The 24,402-nt window shown below is 71.9% G+C and carries 19 protein-coding genes; 9 read left to right on the top strand and 10 right to left on the bottom strand.

Annotation, left to right across the window (positions count from 1 at the left end; translation table 11 throughout):
* Positions 1-16 precede the first annotated feature (16 nt).
* Positions 17-1,786, top strand: a complete 1,770-nt coding sequence (locus ACGFI8_RS01050) for a hypothetical protein (RefSeq protein WP_392798147.1) — start codon at positions 17-19, stop codon at positions 1,784-1,786.
* Positions 1,787-1,846: 60 nt separating this feature from the next.
* On the opposite strand, the gene ACGFI8_RS01055 is transcribed toward ACGFI8_RS01050, so the two are convergent.
* The 6 genes from ACGFI8_RS01055 to ACGFI8_RS01080 form a co-directional block, all read right to left on the bottom strand.
* Positions 1,847-2,764, bottom strand: coding sequence for a glycosyltransferase family 2 protein (locus ACGFI8_RS01055; RefSeq protein ID WP_392798149.1), 918 nt, complete (start codon positions 2,762-2,764; stop codon positions 1,847-1,849).
* Positions 2,748-4,229 carry an oligosaccharide flippase family protein gene (locus ACGFI8_RS01060; protein WP_392798152.1) on the bottom strand — a complete coding sequence of 494 codons (1,482 nt, stop codon included), beginning with the start codon at positions 4,227-4,229 and terminating at the stop codon, positions 2,748-2,750. The genes ACGFI8_RS01055 and ACGFI8_RS01060 overlap by 17 nt, the downstream gene beginning before the upstream one ends.
* Before the next feature lie 91 nt (positions 4,230-4,320).
* Positions 4,321-5,481 carry a hypothetical protein gene (locus ACGFI8_RS01065; RefSeq protein WP_392798155.1) on the bottom strand — a complete coding sequence of 387 codons (1,161 nt, stop codon included), beginning with the start codon at positions 5,479-5,481 and terminating at the stop codon, positions 4,321-4,323.
* 208 nt (positions 5,482-5,689) lie between these two features.
* Positions 5,690-6,304 carry an SAM-dependent methyltransferase gene (locus ACGFI8_RS01070; protein ID WP_392798158.1) on the bottom strand — a complete coding sequence of 205 codons (615 nt, stop codon included), beginning with the start codon at positions 6,302-6,304 and terminating at the stop codon, positions 5,690-5,692.
* A gap of 266 nt (positions 6,305-6,570) precedes the next feature.
* On the bottom strand, positions 6,571-7,785 hold the full coding sequence (locus ACGFI8_RS01075; RefSeq protein WP_392798161.1) for a methyltransferase domain-containing protein: 1,215 nt from the start codon (positions 7,783-7,785) through the stop codon (positions 6,571-6,573).
* Positions 7,782-8,813 carry an NAD-dependent epimerase/dehydratase family protein gene (locus tag ACGFI8_RS01080; protein ID WP_392798164.1) on the bottom strand — a complete coding sequence of 344 codons (1,032 nt, stop codon included), beginning with the start codon at positions 8,811-8,813 and terminating at the stop codon, positions 7,782-7,784. The genes ACGFI8_RS01075 and ACGFI8_RS01080 overlap by 4 nt, the downstream gene beginning before the upstream one ends.
* 230 nt (positions 8,814-9,043) lie before the next feature.
* On the opposite strand from ACGFI8_RS01080, the gene ACGFI8_RS01085 reads away from it, so the two are divergent.
* From ACGFI8_RS01085 to ACGFI8_RS01095, 3 genes are read left to right on the top strand one after another with little or no spacing between them, the layout of a single operon-like run.
* Positions 9,044-10,276 carry a methyltransferase domain-containing protein gene (locus tag ACGFI8_RS01085; RefSeq protein WP_392798167.1) on the top strand — a complete coding sequence of 411 codons (1,233 nt, stop codon included), beginning with the start codon at positions 9,044-9,046 and terminating at the stop codon, positions 10,274-10,276.
* 8 nt (positions 10,277-10,284) lie between these two features.
* Positions 10,285-11,079, top strand: coding sequence for a sugar phosphate nucleotidyltransferase (locus tag ACGFI8_RS01090; protein ID WP_392798169.1), 795 nt, complete (start codon positions 10,285-10,287; stop codon positions 11,077-11,079).
* Positions 11,076-11,708 (top strand): PIG-L deacetylase family protein, encoded by a 633-nt coding sequence (locus ACGFI8_RS01095; RefSeq protein ID WP_392798171.1) that lies wholly within the window; start codon positions 11,076-11,078, stop codon positions 11,706-11,708. Before ACGFI8_RS01090 ends, ACGFI8_RS01095 begins: the two co-directional genes overlap by 4 nt.
* 81 nt (positions 11,709-11,789) lie before the next feature.
* On the opposite strand, the gene ACGFI8_RS01100 is transcribed toward ACGFI8_RS01095, so the two are convergent.
* From ACGFI8_RS01100 to mce, 4 genes are all read right to left on the bottom strand, one after another.
* Positions 11,790-13,829: a hypothetical protein gene (locus ACGFI8_RS01100; RefSeq protein ID WP_392798174.1), complete on the bottom strand. Its 2,040-nt coding sequence runs from the start codon at positions 13,827-13,829 to the stop codon at positions 11,790-11,792.
* 123 nt (positions 13,830-13,952) lie between these two features.
* Positions 13,953-15,191, bottom strand: a complete 1,239-nt coding sequence (locus ACGFI8_RS01105; protein WP_392798176.1) for a cell division protein DivIVA — start codon at positions 15,189-15,191, stop codon at positions 13,953-13,955.
* A 225-nt stretch (positions 15,192-15,416) separates the two neighbouring features.
* On the bottom strand, positions 15,417-16,766 hold the full coding sequence (ccrA, locus tag ACGFI8_RS01110) for a crotonyl-CoA carboxylase/reductase (RefSeq protein ID WP_392798179.1): 1,350 nt from the start codon (positions 16,764-16,766) through the stop codon (positions 15,417-15,419).
* 157 nt (positions 16,767-16,923) lie between these two features.
* Positions 16,924-17,400, bottom strand: coding sequence for a methylmalonyl-CoA epimerase (gene mce / locus ACGFI8_RS01115; protein WP_392798181.1), 477 nt, complete (start codon positions 17,398-17,400; stop codon positions 16,924-16,926).
* Positions 17,401-17,474: 74 nt separating this feature from the next.
* Here mce and ACGFI8_RS01120 point away from each other — a divergent pair, with 74 nt between their 5' ends.
* The 5 genes from ACGFI8_RS01120 to ACGFI8_RS01140 are packed head-to-tail and all read left to right on the top strand — an operon-like array spanning position 17,475 to position 24,247.
* Positions 17,475-18,662 carry an acetyl-CoA C-acetyltransferase gene (locus ACGFI8_RS01120; protein WP_392798184.1) on the top strand — a complete coding sequence of 396 codons (1,188 nt, stop codon included), beginning with the start codon at positions 17,475-17,477 and terminating at the stop codon, positions 18,660-18,662.
* A 2-nt stretch (positions 18,663-18,664) separates the two neighbouring features.
* Complete coding sequence (gene meaB / locus ACGFI8_RS01125) at positions 18,665-19,621, top strand: methylmalonyl Co-A mutase-associated GTPase MeaB (protein WP_392799572.1); 957 nt, start codon at positions 18,665-18,667, stop codon at positions 19,619-19,621.
* Positions 19,622-19,665: 44 nt separating this feature from the next.
* Positions 19,666-22,713 (top strand): FtsX-like permease family protein, encoded by a 3,048-nt coding sequence (locus tag ACGFI8_RS01130; protein ID WP_392798187.1) that lies wholly within the window; start codon positions 19,666-19,668, stop codon positions 22,711-22,713.
* A 17-nt stretch (positions 22,714-22,730) separates the two neighbouring features.
* Positions 22,731-23,597: an ABC transporter ATP-binding protein gene (locus ACGFI8_RS01135; RefSeq protein WP_392799574.1), complete on the top strand. Its 867-nt coding sequence runs from the start codon at positions 22,731-22,733 to the stop codon at positions 23,595-23,597.
* Positions 23,594-24,247: an ABC transporter ATP-binding protein gene (locus ACGFI8_RS01140; RefSeq protein WP_392798189.1), complete on the top strand. Its 654-nt coding sequence runs from the start codon at positions 23,594-23,596 to the stop codon at positions 24,245-24,247. The genes ACGFI8_RS01135 and ACGFI8_RS01140 overlap by 4 nt, the downstream gene beginning before the upstream one ends.
* Positions 24,248-24,402: the final 155 nt, after the last annotated feature.

The raw sequence follows: 24,402 nt of genomic DNA on the forward strand, positions 1-24,402 counted from the left end.
GTACGTTCGGGCTCTTATGAGAGCGTTTCTCGCCGTCTCCATCGCACCGCAAGCAGCCGAACATCTGCGCCGCCCGGTCGAGGCGGCGGTGGCCTGTCTCGCCGACGAAGACGTCTCCGTCGCCCGGGTCGACGAGGCCTTCGACGGCTGGGTGGCCTTCACCGACGCCGACGACACCGACCTGCCGGGGCAGCCCGGCGGCGCCTTCACCGTGGTGCTGAGCCGCATGCTGCGCACCCGCGACGCCGACCTGTCCACCGCCGACCTCGTCGCCATGCTCGACGGCGGATCGGGGCTCACCGCGCTGCTGCCGCCGTTCGCGGCCGCGCACCGCGCACGCTCGGGCGGGCCGATCACGGTCGCCAATGACTGGCTCGGGTTCCGCCAGCTCTTCTGGTGGAAGGGCGAGGGCGTGGCCGCGGTCTCCACCAGCGCCCGCGCGCTCGCGGCGCTGTCCGGCGCCGGCCTCGACCTCGACGGGCTCGGCACCCAGGCGATGATGGGCTGGCAGATCTCCGACCAGACCATCTTCGAGGGCGTCCGCGCCTGCCCGCCGGCCACGATCGCCACCCTCCAGGGCGGGGCGCTGGGGCTGCGGCAATACGCGGAGCCCGTGAGCCAGGTCGGCCCGGCGCCGGTGCTCGAGGACGCGGTCGCCGAGATGGCCGACATCCTGGTCCGCTGGCAGACCGCCTACCTGGAGGCGCACCCCGACTCGGTGCTGCAGCTCACCGGCGGCCACGACTCGCGGATCCTGCTCGGCGCGACCCCGGAGAAGCAGCGCCGGGGGATGCGGGCGCTCACCCTCGGCTCCGACACCAGCCCCGACGTGGTGATCGCGGCGCGGCTGGCCCAGCGGTACGGCATCCGCCACGAGATCTACCGGCTCGACGAGCACGCGCCCCCCAGCCCCGCCTCCGCCCACGCGCTGTCGCTCGTCGCCGCGAAGGGCCTGGAGTGCCTGGGCAGCCCGATGGCGCTGGCCCCGCTGCTGACCGTGGAGGCGCGCCTCGACCAGGGCCACCGCCTCTCCGGCCTCGGCGGCGAGGTGGCCCGCGGCTTCTACTACGCCGGGCAGCCCGTCGGCGCACAGACCTCGCCCGCGCTGGTGGACCGGCTGGCGCGCTGGCGGCTGTTCAGCAACGAGTCGGTCGAGGCGGCCGCGCTCAACCGCGACTTCCATGCCGCGGCGCAGGAGCACACCCACAAGACCCTCGCCGGGCTGTTCCCGGCCGGGGACTGGCTGCGCGCCACCGACCAGTTCTACCTCTACCACCGCATGCACCGCTGGTCGGCCGCGCACGGCACGTTCGCCGGCGTCCGGCGCCACTTCGTCAACCCGATGTTCGACCGGCGCTTCATCGAGCTGGCGCTCGCCGTGGCGCCGGCCGACAAGCGCGACTCGCTGCTGCTGGGCCGGCTGATGAGCCGGCTCGACCCGGAGCTGGCCCGGATGCCGCTCGACACGGGCCTGATCCCCGCGCGGCTCGGCCGGCGCACCATGGCGACCCGGATGACCGTGGCGGCGGCCACCGCCCGCAAGGCGGCCGGCAAGGTGCGCCAGCGGCTGACCAACGCGCGCAAGCCGCAGCTCGGCGCGGCGGAGGTTGGCGAGCTCGTGCTGGCACACTGGCGCGCCGAGCCCGCGGCCTGCCAGGCGCTGTACGACATGCCGATGGTGGACCGGCAGTGGCTGGACGGGCTGCTCGGCGGCGCGCACGGGGCCGCCGCGACCACCGTGGCCTTCCTGGTCAACCTGATCGTCGTGGCGGAGCAGGCGAAGTAGTACCGCAACGAACGAGGCCCGGCCGGATGCGGCCGGGCCTTTCGTGTGTGTGCCCCGCGCTCAGCCGGGCTGGTGCGTCGTGTCGCGCTTCGGCACGAGGCCGGCCACCTGGGCGATCCGCCGGCCGCGCCGCGCCAGCACGATCTGCTGCCGTTCGACGTACCACTTGCGGACCGCCGCCCGCGCCGCGCGCCGCTGCTCCGGCTCGAGCTGGGCGCCCTCGCTCACCCAGCGCAGCAGCTCCCGCCCCTGCAGCGTGTTCGCCGCGCGGGCGTGCCACGCCGGCACGCCGAGGCGCCGCGCGAGCTCCGGGCGCCTCTCGTCGCGGAACCCCCGGCGGTACAGCTGCTCGTTGATGTGCCCCCACGGCCCGGCCAGGGCCATCTTGGCGGCGAAGATCTGGTCCTCGCGCAGCATGTTGCGGCGCGGGATCCAGGCGATCGCCTCGCGCCGCGCCAGCCCGTAGAGCGGATCGATCAGCAGGAAGCTGGAGTTGAGCAGCCGCAGCATCTCGGTGAGCCGCTCGATCGGGTCGTCCGACAGCAGCCTCGCGCCGTCGTACTCCCGGGTCGCCGTGATCTCGTCGTCCTCGCCGATGAACTGCGCCCCCGTCGTGACGAGCACCAGCCGCTCGTCGGTGGCGTAGACCTCCAGGCAGCGCGAGATGCAGTTCGGCTCCAGCCAGTCGTCGTCGCCGACCCACCGGAAGAACGTGCCGCGGGCGTGGTGCATCGCCGAGATGAAGTTGTTCATCAGGCCGATGTTCTCGGGGTTGCGGTGGTAGACGACCCGCGAGTCCTCCGCGGCGAGCGCGCGGCAGACCTCCTCGGTGTCGTCCGTCGACGCGTTGTCGGAGATGATCAGTTCGAGGTTCTCGTGGTCCTGGGCGAGGACCGATTGAGCCACCGTCAGCAGCCGCGACGCGCCGTTGCGCACCGGCAGGCAGACGGAGACGAGCACGTCATTCAACGGCGACATCCGCCGCCTCCTCACGCCGGAGCTTGCCGAGCCACTGGCGCAGCTGTTCCCGCGGAAGGGCCAGCGCGCCGTACACCACGAGGCCCGCGGCGCCCGCGCCGGCCAGCTTCAGCAGCGGGATCGAGCCGCCCACCGCGTGCCCGATCAGCAGCGTGACCGCGGCCGAGGCGAGGCCGGCCAGCAGCGGGCGCAGCAGCGGCGGCCCGAGGGGCGCCAGGCGCACGCCGATGCTGTGCAGCGCCCACGCCATCACCGGCACGGCGACGACCAGGCCGACCACCGCGTGCGCGATGGCGGTGCCGCGGGTCCCGCCCACGTTGGTCCCGTAGATGAGCGCCGGGACGAGCGCGACCGCCCACGCGAGGTTGAACCACAGCGTCCACTTCGTGGCGCCGGCGCCCATGAGGATGTCCATCGCGAACGAGGTCAGCACCCGCACCGCGGTGAGGATCATGAGGTATGGCAGGACGACCGCCGCCGGCGTCCAGTTCTCGCCGTAGAGGACCTGGATCAGCGGGTAGGCCAGCGACGCCGAGAGCACGACGATCGGCACCAGCACGGTGAAGAGCATCGGCAGCGAGCGGCGCACGCCGGCGGACAGCGTCTCGGCGTCCACCTCGGACAGCCGGGAGAAGCCGGCCACCGAGACATACCGGATGGCGCTGCTGACGACGCTGAGCGCCCACGTGGAGATGTTGAAGGCCAGCAGGTACTCGCCGAGCGGTCCCGCGCCGACCACGTGACCGACGACGACGTAGTCGGTGTTGAGCAGGATGGACTCGATGCCGAGGCTCGCCGCCAGCGGGATGCCGAAGGCCATGAGCCGGCGCGCGATCGGGCGCTCGAAGCCGAGCTGGAACGGCACGCCCGCCCCGGTGAACACCATGAAGCCGGTGACGATCGAGCCCGCCACCATGCCGGCGGCGAAGCTCATCGGCCCGCCGCCGAGGGCGGCCATGGAGATCGCCACCGCCGCGTTGACCACGAGCCCGACCATGTTGGCCTGGATCAGCTTGTCCTGGCGGAACTCCCGCATGAGCGTGCCGCTGCGCACCGCGGTCACGCCGTCGACCAGGATGACGATGGTCAGCACCCGGATGACGTTGGTGGCCGCGGGCACGTGCGACAGGTTGGCCAGGGCCGGCGCGGCGAACCAGAAGCCGATGTACGTCACGATGCTGAACACGAGAGCCAGCGACGTCGCCGTCGGCGCCATCTCCTCAATCTTGCCGCGCCACTGCGTCGTGGCCGCGATGAGCCCGACGTCGTTGACGTGCATGACGAAGAACATGGCGCTCAGCGCGACCGCGTAGACGCCGTAATCCTCCGGGGTCAGCAGCCGGGCCAGGACCAGGCCCATGGCGAACGAGCCGACCTTGTTGACGAACGTGCCGACCAGGCTCCACTTCAGGCCGCGCTTCGCCTGACGCCCGATCGTCTCGGTGGATGCTTCTGAGGTGGTCACGTGACTCCAGCTCAATCGGTATTCAGGCGGCGAGAGTTTACGTGAGCCACCTTGGAGTGCTGCCGTGCTGACGGATTTGCGTCACAAGCCGTCAGTTCTCCGGTTGGACCGGGGTGCCGTCCTCCCAGGTGTTGTTCTTCCAGACGTTGCCGGGGCCACTGGTGTTGAAGCCCGCGACCGGGCCGTACGCGCCGCACTTCTTGTTCGAGCCGAGCTGCCACACGTTGTTGGTGATCACGACGTGGTCGGCGTTCGGGTAGGGCTTGGTCCTGGTGTCGCCGGCGTAGAGGCAGTACGAGTTGGCCATGTTGGCGCCGAAGTAGTTGCTGTCGGCGACCACGTCGGTGACCTTCGCGAAGTCACCGAAGAGGTTGAGGTCGCCGGTGCATCCGCCGCCGACGGAGTTCACCGGCGGGTCGCAGACGATCGTGTTGTGCTTGATGCGGACGTTGCGGCCGCCGTTGGACTGGAAGCCGCCCAGGTGCCAGTCGGCGTCGTTGGGGATGCGCTGGCCGTGCAGCCACGAGTCCTGCACCGTGCACACCGACGCCTTCTCCCCGCAATGGACGCCCGTCTGGCCACCGTAGATGTTGCTGCGCAAGACCGTCATGTTGCCGTCGCTCACGGCCGGGAGCTGCCGTAGGCCCGCATCGACCTCGGAGTCCGACAGGGTCAACGACCACCCGCTCGAACCGGCCCGGTCGGTGTCGATGAAGACCGTGCCATTGATCTTGCTGCGCTTGATGGTGACGTTCGCGGCCAGGACGGTGAGGCTGCAGTTGACGGTCTTGGCGTCGATGACTGTGCCGGCCTTCTGGATGGTGCACGGCCCGGTGTAGGTGCTGAGATCCGTGCCTTTCGGCACGCCGGTATTGCCGGGGCCGGGCCAGGCGCCGCCCACCCGGGGGCCGACGGCCGCGTCGGTCTTGCCGGCACTGGCCGAGGGCGATTTCGACGCGGAGGCGGACGCGGACGCGGACGGTGAGGCGGAGTCGAGCCCCTGCGCGGCGCCATGCGCGGGGCCGGGCTCCGGCGTCATCGAAGGCTCCGCGCCGTTCGCGGCTGTCGGACGGGGCTGCCGGACCCAGTCGGCCACGTACACCGAGGCGGCGGCCACGGCCAGCACGAGCGTGCCGATCAGCCACAGGCGCGGCCGGCGCAGCTCGCGGGCGAGCGCGCTCCCGGGCTTCTTGGGCATCGGCTGGTCGAGCTCACCGTCGGACCACGGCCGGTCCGGGCGAATCGCGGGCATCTTGCTCCTTCCTCCCGTGAGGCATTGAAGGTTGATCCCTGGCGAAACCCAATGCTGGCGTCATCGATCCGACCCGCGGCGCTCTATTTCCCGTTCAGCGCCGCCGTGACGTTACGCGACCGCGGACGACCCCGGCAACCGGTGCAGGGACACAACGGAAACGCCGCCCGGTTTCGGGACCGGACGGCGCTTCGGCGGATATCGCGTGCTATTTCGACCGGTAGAACGCGACCGAATGTTCCTCGCCGCGCGCATCCCGGTCCCAGAAATCGTACTGCTCGAGCCAGTCCTGTCCGGCGAACACCTCGACGAACGCGGGGTTCGAATACGCGATGCGAATCGGCGCGCCGGCGCGATCCTTGCGGATCTTCGTGAGCACCTGCTCCATGGTGTCCGGCCCGAACGGCGAGAACATATAGAACGCGGTGCAGTCCGAGTAGTCGTACTCCTGCGCGAACGCCTGGTGCACCTCGACCGGCGAACGCCGGCCGCGGGTCCGCTCCGCGTTGGCCCGGGCCTGCGCGCAGAACTCCTCCGACAGGTCCACGCCGATGACGTGCCGGACCCGGAACCGGGCCGCGCAGCAGAGGACCCGCCCCTTGCCGCACCCGACGTCGACGAACACGTCGGAGGGCTGCAGCGCCAGATGGCGGAGGATCTGGTCGATCAGCGCGTAGTCGATCGAGGCGTACTGGCTGGCGTCGGGGTAGTCGACGGCGACGACGCCGCGGGTGACGACGCCCAACCGGCGTTCCCACAGGAGGTTGTTCACTCGGCGCGCCTGCCGTTTGCCGGCGACCAGCGCGCCCGTCACACCTGACATCAATGTCTCCTCGGCGGTCTATCAGCCAGATGACACAATGAATGATCGCTTTGGGCTACGGTGCATTACGGACTGTACTTGACGATGACTGACCGCGACACCTGGGTGAACGGACAGCATGGAACCGCCGTCCGGTTCTGGCTAAGACGGCGGTTCTGCGAGTATAGCGGCTAGTGCCGCGTGATGGTTGCGACGGGCCGACGTCGAAGGCCCCGTATTCCTCGCGCGTTGCGAGGAATACGGGGCCTTCGACGAACGCTCGGTCGCTATGCGACGAGGATTTCGGCGGTGACGCCGAGATCCGCCAGGGATTTGGCGATTTCTTCCTTGTACGCCGGGTTGGTGATGACGACCGCTTTCGGCTGCAGCGAGGTCAGCGTCGACGGCGGGTCGACCCGGTGGCCGGTGACCGGCAGGAACCGGCCCCACTTGCGCGGGTTGAGGTCCACCACGCCGGCCAGCGCCAGCTCCCGGTCGGCGAGGGTGAGGAACTGCACGCCTCGCGAGCCCGCGCCCCACAGCACCGGGCGGGCGCCCTCGGCGTCGAGCCGGGCGATCGTGTCCCGCCACTGCTGCCGCTCGGCGTGGTGACGGTCGGAGAAGCCGGCGATCGCGGCGAGTTGCTTGTCCCGCGCGCGCAGCGAGGGCAGCTCGCCGGTGTGCGCGACGTGGCCGCCGGCGCGCGGCCGGTTGGCCGAGACCTCGATGTACCGGAACATGCCGGAGAACAGGGTGCCGGTCGACTCCACCGTCCAGCCCGCGCGGCCGAAGATGGTGGCCAGCGAGTAGGCGTCGAAGTACGACACGTGCGGGTAGATGACCTCCCACCCGGCGGTGGCGAGGTCGTAGACGGCGTCGGGCACCTCGACGTAGCCGAACACCTCGCGCCCGTTCGCCTGCTCGCGCAGGTCGACGAGAAACTCGTAGGGGTCATCGATGTGCTCGAACCAGTGCCGGGAGGTGAAGAAGTCGTACTGCGGCAGGCCGCCGCCGCGCGGGGCGAACCCGCAGTGGAACGTGGCGTTGCCCTGCTCGCCCTCCTCGCCGGCGTACATGGCGTCGTAGCCGACCCCCCGCGCGTCGCTGGCGTGCGTGAGCTCGCGCAGGAACTCGCCCTGCCCGCAGCCGATGTCCAGCACCAGCTTGCCGCTCAGGTCGTACCGCTCGTTGAGGCTCTGCACCAGCTCCGCCGAGAACTTCTGGAACGCGGGGGAGAAGTGCAGGTTGGTGTCCATCGTGGTGTCGTAGACGAGCTTGTCCGCCTCGAACGCGACGTTGCGCACGTAGGCGCAGCGCGGGCAGGCGGCCAGCACCATCCGGCCGACCGGCGAGGCCACCGCGTCGCCGTGCGCCTCCCAGTGCACGCCGCACAGCACCGGGATCTCGCCCAGGTCGGCGAACGGGACGAGCCGGTCCTCGCCGCAGGCGTCGCAGAGGCGGTGCTGGAGGTGCTCGGCCTGGATGTCGCTCGGCGCCGTCACGCGTTCGTCCAGCGCAGGTTGTTGTCGAGCTTGCCCGCCGCGATCAGCGCCTTGATCCGCTTGATCCGCTGGTGGGTCTCGCTGGCGAACTGCTCGATGGTCAGCCCGTGCCGCTGGTAGGCCTCGACGAGCTGCTCGACGCCGAGCTTGACGTTCCACTTCGGCTGGAACTCGGGGATCTCGCGCTCGATGAGGTCGCACGTCACGCGGTAGTTGCGCAGGTCCGCGCCGGCGCCCTCGGCGAAGGTCGGCTCGCTGCCCGGCACGATCTCGGCGACCAGGTTGGCCACGTCGCGGATGAGGTAGTTCTCGCTGGTGCGCCCGATGTTGTACGCCTTGGCGTGCACCCGGTCGCGGTCGACCTCCATCAGCGCCAGGAATGCCGCCGAGATGTCCTCGATGTGGATGAGCGGCCGCCACGCCATGCCGTCGGACAGCAGCACCACCTTGCCGGTCAGCAGCGCGTGCGCGGCGAAGTCGTTGACCACCAGGTCGCCGCGCAGGCGCGGGGAGAACCCGTACGCCGTGGAGTTGCGCAGGAACACCGGCGAGAAGTCGTCGTCGGCCAGCTCCAGCAGGCCCTGCTCGGAGAGGATCTTCGACTCGCCGTACGGGGTCACCGGCTGGAAGCCGGCCGTCTCGTCCAGTGGGGTGTCGTCCTCGCCCTTGCCGTACAGCGAGCACGACGACGAGAACAGGAAGCGCTCCACGCCGGCGGCCTTGGCCGCGCGGGCCAGCCGCAGTGTCGAGCGGTGGTTGACGTCGTACGTCAGGTCGGGGTTGAGGTTGCCCAGCGGGTCGTTGCACAGCGCGGCGAGGTGGATCACCGCGTCGAAGCCGGTCACGTGCTCCGGCTCCACGTCACGCAGGTCGACGCGGAGCGTCTTGACCTCTTCGGGCGCCGGACCGAGCACGCAGTCCGCGAACAGCCCGGTGTCGAGGCCGACGACCTCGTGCCCGGCTTCGGTGAGTAACGGCACCAGAACGCTGCCGATGTATCCGTCGTGGCCGGTGACGAGTACGCGCATGAGCTAGCTCCCGAAGGCTTGGGGGGCAGGATGTGATTCTAGAAGCCGTGCAAAACGGCCCCTGGTCGTCTGTCGGACTTTTTACTTTGTCGTTTACCGCCGTGCGGCCTGGACGGCTAGGTTCTTGGCGGCCGGGTCGGATTCAGAGAACTGTTCTAAGCTTGCGCGTCTCCGACACCTGGTCAGCCACCGGCCAGCAGCCTAGCGCCAACGACTATGAGGGGGAACGCATGTCCGCAGTCTCGTGCCGGCTGTGTGGGGCCGAGCTCACCGAGACCTTCGTCGACCTGGGGATGTCCCCGCTCTGCGAGAGCTACGTCTCGGCCGACAAGGTGGACGCGGCGGAGACGTTCTATCCGCTGCACGTGCGCATCTGCTCCGACTGCCTCCTGGTGCAGCTTCCGGCATATGTCGCGGGCGAGGACATCTTCTCCGATTACCTCTACTTCTCCTCCTACTCCACGTCCTGGGTCGAGCACGCCCGCCGCTACGCGGTCGCGATGACGGAGAAGCTCGGCCTAACGGCCGACAGTCTGGTCGCCGAAGTGGCCAGTAATGATGGGTACCTTCTGCAGCATTTTGTGGCCGCCGGTATTCCGGTCATCGGCGTCGAGCCGGCCGGAAATGTCGCGGAGGTCGCCCGGGAAAAGGGCGTTCGGACGGAGGTCTGCTTTCTCGGGCCGGAAACCGGGGCGGCCGTCGCCGATCAATACGGGCGCGCGGATCTCGTGGCCGCGAACAACGTCTACGCGCATATTCCCGACATCATCGGCTTCTCGCAGGGCCTCGCCAACCTCGTCAAGCCCGACGGCCTGGTGACCCTGGAGTTCCCGCACCTGCTGCGCCTGATCGAGCGTCGGCAGTACGACACCATCTACCACGAGCACTACCAGTACCTCTCGCTGCTGACCGCCTCGCGGGCGCTGGCCAAGGGCGGCCTCACCGTCGTCGACGTCGAGGAGTTGTCCACGCACGGCGGCTCGCTGCGGGTCCACGCCAAGCACACCGAGTTTGCCGGCGAGCCGTCGCTGGCCGTCAAGACGCTGCTGGAGACCGAGGCCGCGGCCGGCCTGCACACGCTCGAGGGCCACATGGGCTTCGCGAACGAGGTCTTCACCATCAAGCGGGACCTGCTGACGTTCCTCATGCAGGCGCGGGCCGAGGGCAAGCGGGTCGTCGGCTACGGCGCCCCGGGCAAGGGCAACACGCTGCTCAACCACTGCGGCATCCGCGAGGACCTGCTCGAGTACACGGTCGACCGCTCGCCGCACAAGCAGGGCATGTTCCTGCCCGGCACGCACATCCCGATTCACGAGCCGGAGCGCATCGCCGCCGACCGGCCCGACTACGTCCTGGTCCTGCCGTGGAACCTGCGCACCGAGATCAGCGCGCAGCTGTCCTACGTCAAGGACTGGGGCGGCAAGCTGGTGTACCCGATCCCGGTCCTCGAGGTAGAGGGGTAATCCCGCACATGAAGGTCGTTCTGTTCTGTGGTGGCCTCGGCATGCGCATGCGCGAGGGGACGAACAACGCGCCGAAGCCGATGGCGATGATCGGCGACCGGCCGCTGCTGTGGCACGTCATGCGCTACTACGCACACTTCGGACACACCGACTTCATCCTGGCCCTGGGCTACGGCGCCGCCGTCGTCAAGGACTACTTCCTGCACTACGACGAGACGCTGTCGAACGACTTCACGCTCACCGGCGGCGACCGCGACGTCCAGCTGTTCTCCACGGACATCACCGGCTGGAACATCACCTTCATCGACACCGGCCTCAAGGCCACGATCGGCGAGCGGCTCATGCGCGTGCGCAAGTACGTCGAGGACGAGCCGATGTTCCTGGCCAACTACGCCGACACGCTCACCGACGCGCCGCTGCCGGAGATGGTGGAGCGGTTCCGCAACTCGGAGGCGACCGTGAGCATGCTCGCGGTGCCGCCGGTGTCCACCCACCACGTGGTGGAGATGGACGCCGACGGCTCGGTCTCCCGAGTGCGCGACTTCCGCGAGCTCATGACGTGGGAGAACGGCGGGTACTTCATCCTGCGGCCCGGCGTCTTCGACGTGCTGAGGGAGGGCGAGGACATGGTGCCGCACGCCTTCGACCGGCTCATCCCGGAGCGCCGGCTGATGGCGCAGCAGTACGACGGCTTCTGGCGCGCGATCGACACCTTCAAGGACCGCGCGGAGATGGAGGAGGCGTACAGCAGCGGCAACTGCCCGTGGATGCTCTGGGACGCCGTGCGGGGGCCCGCCTCGTGATCGGCTTCTCCCTGACCGGCGTGCGGTCGGTGGTCGCCCTGGGTGCCCACCCGGACGACATCGAGATCGCGGCCGGCGGCCTGCTGCTGTCCCTGCCCGAGGGCGTCACCGTCGACTACGTGCTGGCCACCGGCGTGCCGAACCGGCAGGCGGAGGCCCGCGCGGCGGCCTCGGCCTTCCTGTCCCACGCCGGCTCGCTCACGTTCCACCTGAACGACCTGCCCGACGGCCGGCTGCCCGCGCACTGGAACGCCACGAAGGAGATCGTCGAGGCCGCCGCGCGCCTCGGCACCGCGGACCTGGTCCTGGCCCCGTCGACCGACGACGCCCACCAGGATCACCGCCTGCTGGGCTCGCTGGCCTCGACGGCCTTCCGCAACTCCCTGGTGCTGCACTACGAGATCCCGAAGTGGGACGGCGACCTCTCCCGGCGCAACGTCTATGTCCCGCTGACCCCGGACCAGGGCCGCCGCAAGGTCGCACTGCTGCACGAGCACTTCCCGTCGCAGAAGGCGCGCGACTGGTGGGACGACGAGGTGTTCCTGGGCTTGGCGCGCCTGCGGGGAATGGAGTGCCGCGCCCATTACGCCGAGGCGTACACGGTCACGAAGTCCGTCGTCACCTTCTGATCACACCCGTTTCCGGCCCGGCCCGCCCTGCGCGCGCCGGGCCGGCGCGCTTGTCGCCCCAGAGTCCGGGTGCGGGGTCGGTCAGCGGGTGCCGTTGGTGGCGTCCGCCGTCACCTTGCCGTTCTTCGGCGCGGCGGTGGACAGCTCCTGGTTGAGCTCGGCCAGGCGGGCCTCGACGGCGGCGACCTGGGCCGTCAGCTCCGTCTCCTGCTCGCGCAGCCGGGTCAGCTGGCCGCTGAGCTCGGCCTCCTGCTCGCGCAGCTCGGCGACGCGGCTCTCGGCCTCGGTGGAGTCCTTCAGGCGCTCGCGCAGCGCGGCCTCCTGCGACTGGACCTCGGCCAGCCTCGCCTCGGCCTCGGTGAGGCGCTTCGTGGCCTCGTCCGCCGTCGCCTTGGCCTCGGCGACGGCCTTCTCGGCGGCGGCGCCGGCCTCGGTCTTCGCGGCGTCGAGGGCCATCGTCCGCTCGGTGGCCGACTCGGCCTCGGATTCGAGCGCCTCGATCCGGGCCTTCAGCGCCTCGGTCTCGGCGGCGGCTGCGCGGAGCGTCTCCGCCTCGGCGGCCGTCGCGCGGAGCGTCTTGGCCTCGGCGTCGAGGGCCTCGATGCGGGTCTTCAGCGCCTTCACCTCGGCCGAGGCGGCCGCGCGGAGCTTCTCGGTCTCCGCGGCGGTCGCCGAGCGGACCTTCTCGCGCTCGGCCTGGGCCTCGGCGCGGACACCGGCGGCGTCGGTCGTGGCGGCGGCGCGGACGCCCTCGGCCTCGGTGGCCGCGGCGGCACGCAGGTCGTCGGCCTCGGTGGTGGCGGCGGCGCGGACGCCCTCCGCCTCCGTCGCGGCGGCGGTGCGCAGCGTGTCGGCCTCGGAAGCCGCGGACGCGCGCAGGTCGTCGGCCTCGCCGGCGGCGGCGGTGCGCAGCTTCTCGGCCTCGGCCTTCGCGGCCTCGCGGAGGCGGTCGGCCTCGGCGGTGGCGGCGGCCCGCTGCTCGGCGAGCTCCGCGTCGTGGGCCGCGCGCAGGTCGCGCAGCTCCTGCTCCAGCGTGGCGCGGTACGCGGCGAGCTGGGTGTCCGCATCCTGCTTGGCCGCGCCGGTCTCCGCCTCGAGCCGGAGGCGGGCCTGCTCCGCGGCCTCGGCGGCGGCGCGCTCGGCCTGGGCGGCCAGGGCGTCCGCGGCCTCCTTGGCCTGGCTGGTGACGGTCGCGGCGTGCTGCTGGGCCTGGGCGGCGACCGCATCGGCGGCCTCCTGCGCCTTGGCGGCGACGGCCGCGGCCGTCTGCTGGGCCTGCGCGGCGAGCGTGTCGGCCTCGTGCTTGGCCTGGGCCGCGAGCGTGGCGGCCTGCTCCTGGGCCTGCGCGACGATCGCGGCGGCGTGCGACTGGGCGCCGGCGGTCTCCTGCTCGGCGGCCGAGCGGAGGGAGTGGGCGTGCTGTTCGGCCTCGGCGCGTACCGCTTCGGCGTGCTGCTCGGCGGCGGTGCGCACCCCGTGGGCGTCCCGCTCGGACTCGGCGCGGGCCTGCTCGAGCCGGGCGGTGATGGACTGGGTGACGCGCTGGGCCTCGCCGTGCGCGGTGGCGACGAGGCGCTCGGCCTCGGCCTGGGCCCTGGTGGTGCGCTCGTCGAGCGCGCGCGACTCGGCGTCCAGCTCGGAGCGGCGCTGGCTCACGGCGCGCTCCTCCTCGGCGCGGCGGGCGCCCAGGGCCAGCTCGAAGTCCTCGTTGGCCTTGGCGGCGCGGTTGCGGGCCTCGGCGAGCAGACGCTCGGCCTCGGCGCGCAGGCCGGAGATCTCCTGCACGGCGCTGGAGCGGATGTCGGCGGCCTGGTCCTCGGCGAGGCCGAGGATCTGCTCGACGCGCGGGCCGAGGTGGCGGAACGAGAGGTCATCGCCGTGGCTGGGCGCGTGCCGGCGCAGCTCGGCGAGCTCCATCTGCAGGTCCTGGACCTGTGAGGCGAGGGCCTGAACCTGGCCCCACACCTCCTCGTTCTCGATCTTCAGCGCGGCGATCTCGTTTTCGGACTGGGTCCAGTACTTGTCGACCTGATCCCGCCGGTAACCCCGGATAGCGGTCTCGAAGTCAGGTTCCGAGGACACCCCTGTGCCCGCATTGAAGAGGTTGCCGCCGTCTGACATAACACCCATCCTCACACGCAACGTCCCGCCATGCGCAATTACACACTGCGCATGGCGGGACGTGCGGTCGAACTCCCCGTGAATGATTCGAGAAGCGGCATGACCACCCGCGACCCGCCTTCGTCAGGCGGTGACCTTCTCGCCGTCGCCCGACTTGCCCTTCTTGGCGTCTCCGCCCTGCTGCTGGCCCACCGAGGGCATGATTCCGGCCAGGCCGGAGAGCATCTGCCCCAGCTGCGAGGTGACCGCGTCCTTCTGGCGGGTGAGATCTTCGACCTCGCGCCGGGCCCGCTGGGTCGTGTCGTCCGCCTCGGCGCGAGCCTCGCTGAGCACACGGTGGGCCTCGGCGCGGGCCTCGTTCACCGTCTTGTCGGCGAGGTTCTTCGACTTGTCGATCGTCTCGGCGGCGGCGCGCTCGGACTCGACGCGGCGCGTCTCGGCCCGCTGCTCGATCTCCTTGGCCCGGTCCTCGGCCGCCCGGGCGCGCCCCTCGGCCTCGGTGACCAGCTTCTGGGTGGCGGCGACGGCGGAGGCGTGGCGCGCGGACTCGTCGCGCTCGGCCTTCTCCTGCCGCTCGGCGATCTCCAGCGCGAGGGACTGCAGGTCCTTGTCGCGCTTGTCGCGGGCGTCGGTCAGCAGCTTGGTCGCCTCGGCGCGCTTCTCCTCGGCCTCGCGCGCGGCCTTGGCGCGCAGCTGGGTGATCTCCCGCTCGGCGGTGGCCCGCAGCGTCGCGACCTCGCGCTCGACGGTCGCCTTGAGCTCGGCGACCTCGTGCGCGGTGGCGGTGCGCAGCTGCTTGGTCTCGCGCTCCGCGTCGGCCCGCAGCGTGTCGGCCTCGCGCCGGGCCTGCACCCGGACCTCGGCGGCCTCCCGCTCGGCGGCGGTGCGCAGGTTGCCGGCCTCGCGCTCGGCGGTCGCCTTCATGGCGGCGGACTCGGCGCGCGCCTTGTCGGTGATCTCGCGGGCCTCCAGCCGGGCCGCGGAGATGATGCCCTCGGACTCGCGCTTCGCCTCGCCGCGGTGGTCGTTGGCCTGCTCCTCGGCCAGGCGCAGGATCTGCTCGACCCGGGTGCCCAGGCCCGACAGCGTCGGCCGGTTGTTCTCTTCCAGCTGCTTGTTGGTGTCGCTGAGCTTCTGCTCCATCGTGCCCAGGCGCTGCTCGGCCTGGCGGACGCGGCGCTGGGCCTCGGCGAGTCGGCCCTCGGCCTCTTCGCGGGCCTGATTGGCCTGCTGCAGCTGCGAGTTGAGGCGCTGCAGCTTGCTGTCGACCTGGGTGCGGTCATAGCCGCGCAGGACGACGCTCAGCTCTTCGTGATCCGAGCCGTTTTGGAAGAAGTCAACCGAGGACTGCTGCTGGGGCATTGGCACATACTTGCAGACCACCCGGGGGCTTTCGCAAGGGTACAACGGCTATCTTCCGCGAGCCTTCCATGGTCAACTTCGACCGGCCAGGACACGCCGAGTTTTTGTCCTGCTTTATGGGCGTGTCGCCTGGCCGAACGGGGAGGTGAAAATCGCCGCGCCGGGGAGGTCACCACGCTGTGACCACCCCCGGAGCGGGGTCCAAGTCCGGTCCTGGGATCGGCCCTACCGGTTGCGGAACCGGTTGATCGCCTGCTCGTGGCGGGCCCGCAACTGCGCGTCACGAACCCCGAGGCCCTCACCGGGCGCCAGGCACAGCACGCCGACCTTGCCCTGGTGCAGGTTGCGGTGCACGTCGTACGTCGCCTGCCCGGTCTGCTCGAGCGAGTACGTGCGCGACAGCGTCGGATGGATTCGCCCGCGGGCGATCAACCGGTTGGCCTCCCACGCCTCGCGGTAGTTCGCGAAGTGACTGCCGATGATGCGCTTGAGGTTCATCCAGAGATACCGATTGTCGTACTGATGCATGAACCCCGATGTCGAGGCGCACGTGACGATCGTGCCGCCGCGCTTGGCCACGAACACGCTCGCGCCGAACGTCTCCCGCCCGGGGTGCTCGAACACGATGTCGGGGTCCTCGCCGCCGGTCAGGGAGCGGATCTCGGCACCGAAGCGGCGCCACTCGGCGGTGTCCTGGGTCTCCTCGTCCTTCCAGAAGTGGTACGAGGACCGGTCGATGACGAGCTCGGCGCCCATGGACCGGCACAGCTCGGCCTTCTGCGGGCTGGAGACCACGCAGACCGGCGTCGCGCCGCCGTTGAGCGCGAACTGCACCGCATAGGAACCCAGGCCGCCGGAGGCGCCCCAGATGAGCACGGTGTCGCCCTGCTTCATCTGCGCGCCGTGCTGGGAGACCAGCTGCCGGTAGGCGGTCGAGTTGACCAGCCCGGGGCAGGCCGCCTCCTCCCACGACAGGTGCGCCGGCTTGGGCATCAGCTGGTTGGCCTTGACCAGCGCGAGCTCGGCCAGGCCCCCGTAGTTGGTCTCGAAGCCCCAGATGCGCTGCTGGGGGTCGAGCATGGTGTCGTCGTGGCCGGCCGCGTCCTCCAGCTCCACGCTGAGGCAGTGCGCGACCACCTCGTCGCCCGGCTTCCACTTGCTCACCCCCGGGCCCACCCGCAGCACCACCCCGGCGGCGTCGGAGCCGACCACGTGGTACGGCAGGTCGTGGCGCCGGCTCAGGGAGTTCAGCCGGCCGTACCGCTGCAGGAACCCGAACGTCGAGACCGGCTCGAAGATCGAGGTCCACACCGTGTTGTAGTTGACCGCGCTGCCCATCACGGCGATGAGCGCCTCGCCGGGCCCGACCTCGGGCGTGGGCACCTCCTGCACGTGCAGGGACTTGCGGGGATCCTTGTCCCGGGTGGTCAGTCCATCGAACATGTCGGCCTCGTCGGCCCTGACGACCACGCCCCGATAGCTTGCGGGGACCGGCAGGTCCGCCACGGCGCGGAGCTCGGTCGCGGGGTCGGAGGCCCCTTCCGCCTGCATGATCGCGTCGAGGATGTGTTGCACCGCTACGGCTCCTAACGTCCGGAAGGCTGTTGAGGCAGCGTCGCCGCACGACGGGCGGGCGACCATGGGGATCGGCAACACATCTCGACCCCTCAACCGACGTTACTGACCGGTAGTTACATCGGGCACCGGCCTGTGAAGAACTGCACTGACCTGCTCAGGCCTCCGTGCTCGAAGCTGCGCGGTTCGGCTCCACAAGCTCCACGAGCACGCCTCCGGCGTCCTTCGGGTGCACGAAGTTGATGCGGGAGCCGGCGGTACCGCGGCGCGGCTCGTCGTACAGCAGCCGCACCCCGCGCTCGCGCAGCGCGGCGCAGGCGGCATCGACATCGGCCACCGTGTAGGCGAGCTGCTGCATGCCCGGCCCGCTGCGGTCCAGGAACTTGGCGATCGTCGAGGCGGGTGAAAGCGGGGCGAGCAGTTGCAGGCATCCGCCCTCGGGGGTCGGGCCGACCGAGAGCATGGCCTCGTGCACTCCCTGCTCCTCGTTGACCTCCTCGTGCACGCAGCGCATGCCGAACACCCGGCCGTAGAACGCGATGGCCTCGTCGAGGTCGGCCACCGCGATGCCCACGTGATCGATCCGGAGGATACCGATGGGTGATATATCCAACTTCTGAGCCGAGGTCTCCATAGCGATAGTCTGAACTGATCCAACGTTCAGGTCGCGAAGACGCGATGTGAACCTTCTCTCGGAGGCCTCCTGCGATGACTCAGTCGGTGATCGTCAACGGCGCCCGCACGCCGATGGGGCGCCTGCTCGGCGCACTCAAGGACTTCCCGGCCACCAAGCTGGGCGAGATCGCCATCCGGGCCGCGCTCGAGCGCTCGGGTGTCGCGCCCGAGCAGGTGCAGTACGTGATCATGGGTCAGGTCCTGCAGGCCGGGGCCGGCCAGATGCCCGCCCGCCAGGCCGCCGTCGGCGCCGGGATTCCGATGAGCGTGCCCGCGCTCACGATCAACAAGGTGTGCCTTTCCGGCCTGGACGCCATCGCGCTGGCCGACCAGCTCATCCGGGCGGGTGAGTTCGACATCGTCGTGGCCGGGGGCATGGAGTCGATGACCAACGCGCCGCACCTGCTGATGGGGCAGCGCCAGGGATACAAGTACGGCGACGTGGTGATCAAGGACCACATGGCGCTCGACGGGCTCACCGACGTCTACGACCAGGTGTCGATGGGCGAGTCGACCGAGCGGCACGTCGCCCGGCTCGGCATCACCCGCGAGGCGCAGGACGCGTTCGGCGCCGCCAGTCACCAGCGGGCCGCCGCCGCCCAGAAGAACGGCCACTTCGCGGAGGAGATCGTCCCGGTGGAGATCCCGCAGCGCAAGGGTGACCCGCTGCTGGTGACCGACGACGAGCAGATCCGGCCGGAGACCACGGTGGAGAGCCTGGCCAAGCTGCGCGCGGCGTTCACCAAGGACGGCACCATCACCGCCGCGACCTCCTCGCCGATCTCCGACGGGGCCTGCGCCGTCGTGGTGATGAGCCGCGCCAAGGCCGAGGAGCTCGGGCTGACCTGGCTCGCCGAGATCGGCGCGCACGGCAACGTCGCGGGCCCGGACAACTCGCTGACCAGCCAGCCGGCCAACGCGATCAAGCACGCCCTGGGCCGGGCCGGGCTGAGCGCCGCCGACCTCGACCTGGTCGAGATCAACGAGGCGTTCGCCGCCGTCGGCGTGCAGTCCACCGCAGAGCTGGGCATCGACCCGGCGATCGTCAACGTCAACGGCGGCGCGATCGCGCTGGGCCACCCGATCGGGATGAGCGGCGCGCGGCTGGCCCTCTCCCTCGCCCTCGAGCTGCGCCGGCGCGGCGGCGGCCTCGGCGCGGCGGCGCTGTGCGGCGGCGGCGGCCAGGGCGACGCGCTCCTGTTGCGCGTGCCCAAGCGGTGACGATCCGCCGGTCCCGCGACGTACCGACGCTGGTGGGGGCCGCCCGCGAGGGCGACCCCCGCGCCGTGGCCCGGCTCATCAGCCTGGTGGAGGACGGCGACGAGGCGCTGCCGCGGATCGCGGCGGCGCTCGCGCCGCACACGGGGGAGGCGGCCGTCATCGGCCTGACCGGCTCGCCCGGCGTGGGCAAGTCGACCACCACCAACGAGCTCGTCCGCGCGTTTCGCAAGGCCGGCCGGCGCGTGGGCGTGCTCGCCGTCGACCCGTCCAGCCCGTTCACCGGCGGCGCCATCCTCGGCGACCGCGTCCGGATGCAGGACCACGCCACCGACCCCGGCGTGTACATCCGCTCGATGTCCAGCCGCGGCCACCTCGGCGGGCTGTCCGCGGCCACGCCGGCGGCCGCGCGGGTGCTGGAGGGCGCCGGCTGCGACCCGGTCGTGGTCGAGACCGTCGGCGTCGGGCAGGCCGAGGTCGAGATCGCCGGCCTCGCGGATACCACCGTGGTACTGCTGGCGCCCGGCATGGGCGACGCGATCCAGGCGGCCAAGGCCGGCGTGCTGGAGATCGCCGATATCTTCGTCGTGAACAAGGCCGACCGCGACGGCGCCGACGCGACGTACCGCGACATCCAGGGCATGATCGGCCTCGGCGACCGGGCCCCCGGGCAGTGGCGGCCCCGCGTCGTGCGCTGTGTCGCGCCGCGCGGCGAGGGCATCGACGAGCTCGTGGAGGCCATCGATGCGCACCGTGCGTACCTGCTCGACTCCGGCGAGCTGCGCGCCCGCCGCCAGCGGCGGGCCGAGGCGGAGGTCGAGGCGATCGCGCTGGGCACCCTGCGCGCGCGGATGAAGGACCTGCGCAGCGGCAGCGCGCTGAGCGCCCTCGCCGAGAACGTCGCGGCCGGACGCACGGACGCCTATGCGGCGGCAGAGGCCCTGCTGGCCCAACTCGGCTAAGGTCTGCGGGTCAACCTTCAGCTAGACCAGCACAGGGGGCTCACTTGACGGCCTGGACCGTCATGTTGCGTGGCATCAGGTACCGGGCCGGCCGGTCGTTCGTGGTCTTCCTCCTCGCCGTGACGGCGACCACGGCGGCCGTGCTCGCGCCCGCGTACAGCCGTGCCGCGCAGCAGTCCGTCCTCACCGACGGCCTGTCCACCGCGTCCACCGACGCGACCGGGCTGACCGTCGGGGCGAAGGGCACCGCAGACAGCGCCGCCTTCATGGACCTCGCCGAGATCCGGCTGGCCATGAACGCGGCCCTCGACAAGGACCGACTTCTCGACGAGCGCCTCGACCGCCCGGTCGCGGCCATCGACACGGAGGTCACCTACGGCGGCGCGAGCGCGAGACTCGCCTTCCGGCAGGACGTGTGCGCGCAGCTCGACCTCGACGGCGCCTGCCCGGACAACCCGGGCGAGGTCGCGGTCAGCCGGCGCACCGCCGCCGCGCACGAGCTCAAGCCCGGCGACCAGATCGCCGTGCACCTCGGCCCGGAGGGTGCCGGCCGGGACAAGACATTCAAGATCACCGGGTTGTACGCCCCGAAGGACGCCAACGCCGCGTACTGGGGACGCACCGCGTATTTCAGCGCGGGCGCGGACGGCGACGGGGAGCGGGCCGACGCGCTGTTCAGCCTGACCGAGGACGACCTGCGCGCCGAGCCGTCGGCGACGCTGTCGACCCGGCTGGAGTACCCGCTGCGCGCCGACCGGGTCCGCCTCGACGACGTCGCCGGGCTGCGGGAGAGCCTGCAGACCCTCGGGGACCGCATGCGCGGGCACGAGCTGGACGTCACCACCACCCTGCCGGCGGTCCTGCACGACATCGACACCGACCAGAGCGCGATCGCGCGGACGGCGCCCGTCATCGCGGTACCGCTGCTGCTGCTCTGTTGGTTTGTCCTGTTTCTGCTGGTGGCGTCCCTGACCGAGGAGCGCGCGCCGGAGATCGCGCTGGCCAAGCTGCGCGGCTACCCGTCTGGGCGGGCGGCCCGCTTCGGCCTGGGCGAGGTGGTGCTGCTGACCGCCGCCGCGGTCCCGGTCGGCCTCGCCGCCGGGCTCGGCCTGGTGCAGCTCGCCGCCTCCGCCCTGCTCGCCCCGGGCGTGGGCGCGGAGGTGCGCTGGCAGGTGTTCGCCGCCGCCGGCGTCGCGTTCGCCGCCGGGATCGTCGCCGCCGTGCTCGCCGCCCGCCAGACGTTGTCGCGCCCGGTGCTCGGCCTGCTGCGCCGCGTCCCCGAGCGCGGTGGCTGGCGGGCCGGCGTCACCGAGGGCGTCGTCGTGGCGGCCGCCGGGGCCAGCCTGGTCGCCGCGGTCGGCGACCGCACGTCCCCGCTGGCCCTGCTCGCCCCGCCGCTGCTCGCGCTGGTGCTCGGCATCGCCGCGGCCCGGCTGCTCGGCCTGTGGTCGGCGGCCCGGCTGCGCATCGCGCGCCGCCGCGGCCGGATCGTGCCGCTGCTGTCCGCCGCGCAGCTCTCGCGGCGCCCGGGCGGCCAGCGCCTGGTCGTCGTGGTGACCGTGGCCGTCGCGCTGCTGTCCTTCGCCGCGACCGCCTGGGACGTCGCGGCGCGGGCGCGCTCCGACGCCGCGCAGGACGCGATCGGCGCCCGGCAGGTCTACACGGTCAACGCCGCCCATCCCGATGCGCTCGCGGCCGCGGTGGCCAAGGCCGATCCCAGCGGGCATTCGATGGCCGTGGTACGCGCGAGCCAGCGCTTCGACAACAGCCCGATCGAGCTGCTCGGCGTCCAGGCCGACCGGCTGGCCGGCGTGGCCGTCTGGCGCGGGCACTCCCGCGAGCAGGTCGGCGCCGTCGCCGCACGCCTGCACCCCGTCGCGGCCGACCCGCTGCGCCTCGGCAAGGACCTCGGCGCGGAGGTGACCGTCGACGCGCTGCCGGCCAAGCCGGCGCTGCGCCTGGCCGCGATCGTGGCCAACCCGGGGCAGCCGCCGCGCACCGTGACGCTCGGCGCGCTGGCCAAGGGCACCCACAACTACCACGCGGCGCTCACCGGCTGTACCGCCGAGTGCCGGCTCATCGGCCTCGCGGTCGGCCGCGCCGCCGGCGGCAGCGACCCGTTCGCGGTCACCGTCGCCGTGCGCGGACTGACCACCGACGGCGGCCCGCTCAGCCCCGGCTTCGACCTCGCCGGTCGCTGGCAGGCCCGGCACGCCGCGATCGGCGGCGCGACGGTGGCCGTCCGCGCGGGCGCGGCGCTGGGCATCGACGTGTCCGGCAGCGACCCCGCCGACGCCGTGGTCGAGCACGTCGACACGCCGGATGCGCTGCCGGCGGTGCTCGCCGGCGGGGCGCCGACCGACGACGCGGGGGCCGCGTCGTTCAGCCTGCCCGGCTTCTCGGAGCAGCCGCAGCCGTTCACGGTGGCGGCCCGCACCGACAGCCTGCCGCGGGCGGGCCGGCGGGCGGTCATGTTCGACCTGGACTACGCCACCCGCATGGCCGAGCGCACCGCGAGCCTCGCCGACAACGGCAGCCTGCGGTACGAGGTCTGGGCCGGCGACGGTGCCCCCGCGGACCTCGGCGCGCGCCTGGGCAGCCTGGGCATCCAGGTGCTCAGGACCGAGTCCATCGACGGGTACACCGACCAGCTCGGCCGCCGCGCCCCCGCGCTCGGCCTGTGGCTGTACCTGCTGGCCGGCGGCGCGGCGATCCTGCTCGCGCTCGGCGTCGTGCTGCTGACCGCGTACGTCGGCGTCCGCGCCCGCCTCTACGAGCTCGCCGCGCTGCGGGTCGCCGGGGTGCGGGCGGGCCAGCTGCGCCGGGCGCTGTTCCGGGAGTACCGCGCCCTGCTCGGCCTGCCGCTCGTGGTCGGCCTGGCGGCCGGGATCGTCGGCGCGCTGGTGATGCTGCCGGGCGTGCCGCTGGTGACCGTCGGCGAGCCCGCGGGCTCGTTCTCGTACGAGCCGTCCCTCGGCGCGCTGCCGATCGCGCTCGCGCTGACCGTGCTCGGCCTGCTGCTGACCGTGGTCGTGGTGCTGCGCCTGCTCGGCCGCGCCACGCCGCTGCGCCTCAAGGACGGTGCCCAGTGAGCCAGGGCCTTTCGATCATGTGCCGCGGACTGGTGTACATCTACCGGCTCGAGGGCTACGACGTCGTCGCGCTGTCCGGGGTCGACCTGGACATCTCGGCCGGCGAGTCGGTCGCCCTGCTGGGCCCGTCGGGGTCCGGCAAGTCGACGCTGCTCTCCCTGCTCGCGGGGCTCCTGCCGCCGTCGGCCGGTCGCCTGACGGTCGGCGAGCACGACCTGGTGCGCGCGACGCCCGGCGAGCTGCAGGCGCTCCGTGCGGCGGACGTGGGTGTCGTACTCCAGGGTGCCTCGCGCAATCTCCTGCCGTATCTGACCGCGGAGCAGAACGTGCGCTTCGCCCAGCGCGGCGTGCCCGCCGACCGGCGCCGCGACCTGCCCGACCCGCGCGACGTGCTCGCGATGGTCGGTCTGTCCGGGCGGGGACGCAACCGGCAGCGCCCGCAGCGACTCTCTCCTGGTGAGCGCCAGCGGTTGGCGCTCGCCGTAGGGCTGGCCGGCCGGCCGGGCCTGCTGCTCGCGGACGAGCCGACCAGCCAGCTCGACACCCGGGCCCGCGACGAGGTACTGCTCGCGCTCGATGCGGTCCGCCGGGCCGGCACGACCGTCGTGGTCGTGACGCACGACCCGGACGTCGGGCTGAGCATGGGCCGCACGGTCACCATCCGCGACGGCCGGGTCGGGGCGGAGGGCCGGCGCGGAGAGGACTACGCGGTGGTGGGTCGCGACGGTACGGTGCATCTGCCGCAGGACGTGCTGCGCATGCTGCCGCCGGGAACGCTGGTGGGCGTCGAGCCCCAGCCCGACGGCACGGTGCTCCTGGTCCCCGCCCGAGCTGATGTGGCTCGTTCGAATGCGGCTCGTTCGAACATGGAGGGTGTGCAGTGAAGACGCTGACGGTCGACGGGGTGACGGTCGCGTACGAGCGGGACCGCCCGGTCCTGCGCGATGTGTCGGTCGTGGTGTCGCCGGGCCAGATCCTGGCCGTCACCGGCCCCTCGGGGGCGGGCAAGACGACGCTGCTGTGGGCGATGGCGGGCCTACTGCGCCCGGCCGCGGGCGTCGTCGCGGTGGACAGCGCGCCGCTGCGCGACCGCGACCACGCCGTCGCCGAGCGCGTGGTACTCATCCCGCAGGACAACGGCCTCGCCGCGATCCTCACGGCTCAGGAGAACATCCAGGTCGCCATGATCGCCGGCGGCGCCGCCCCGGCCGACGCCCGCCGCGCCACGGTGTCCTCGCTGGAGCGCCTGGGCCTCGCCGGCCAGGCGGACCAGCTGGTGGAGGAGCTCTCCGGCGGCCAGCAGCAGCGCACGGCGATCGCGCGGGGCATCGCCCTGCACGGCCACGTGCTGTTGGCCGACGAGGTGACGAGCGAGCTGGACGCCACCAACCGCCAGCGGGTCATGGAGCTGCTGCAGGAGGAGGCCCGCCGGGGCGCCGCGGTGGTGTTCGCGACGCACGACCCGGAGGCCGCCGCCGCCTGCGACCGGGAGCTGCACCTCTCCGACGGCGCCGCGCAGCTGGTCCGAGGCTGATCGTCCGTTCCGTGATCACGGAGTGAACGTGCTGCTCCTGGTACGTGCCCACTCCGTGATCACGGCGAACACGTTCACGCCGGCGGGATGGGCGGCTGAACGGAGGGTCCCCACTGTGGCGTCGCACGAGTACGCTGCGGGCGGTTCGAGACCTG

The organism is Dactylosporangium sp. NPDC048998 (assembly GCF_043197855.1).
Classification (GTDB): domain Bacteria; phylum Actinomycetota; class Actinomycetes; order Mycobacteriales; family Micromonosporaceae; genus Dactylosporangium.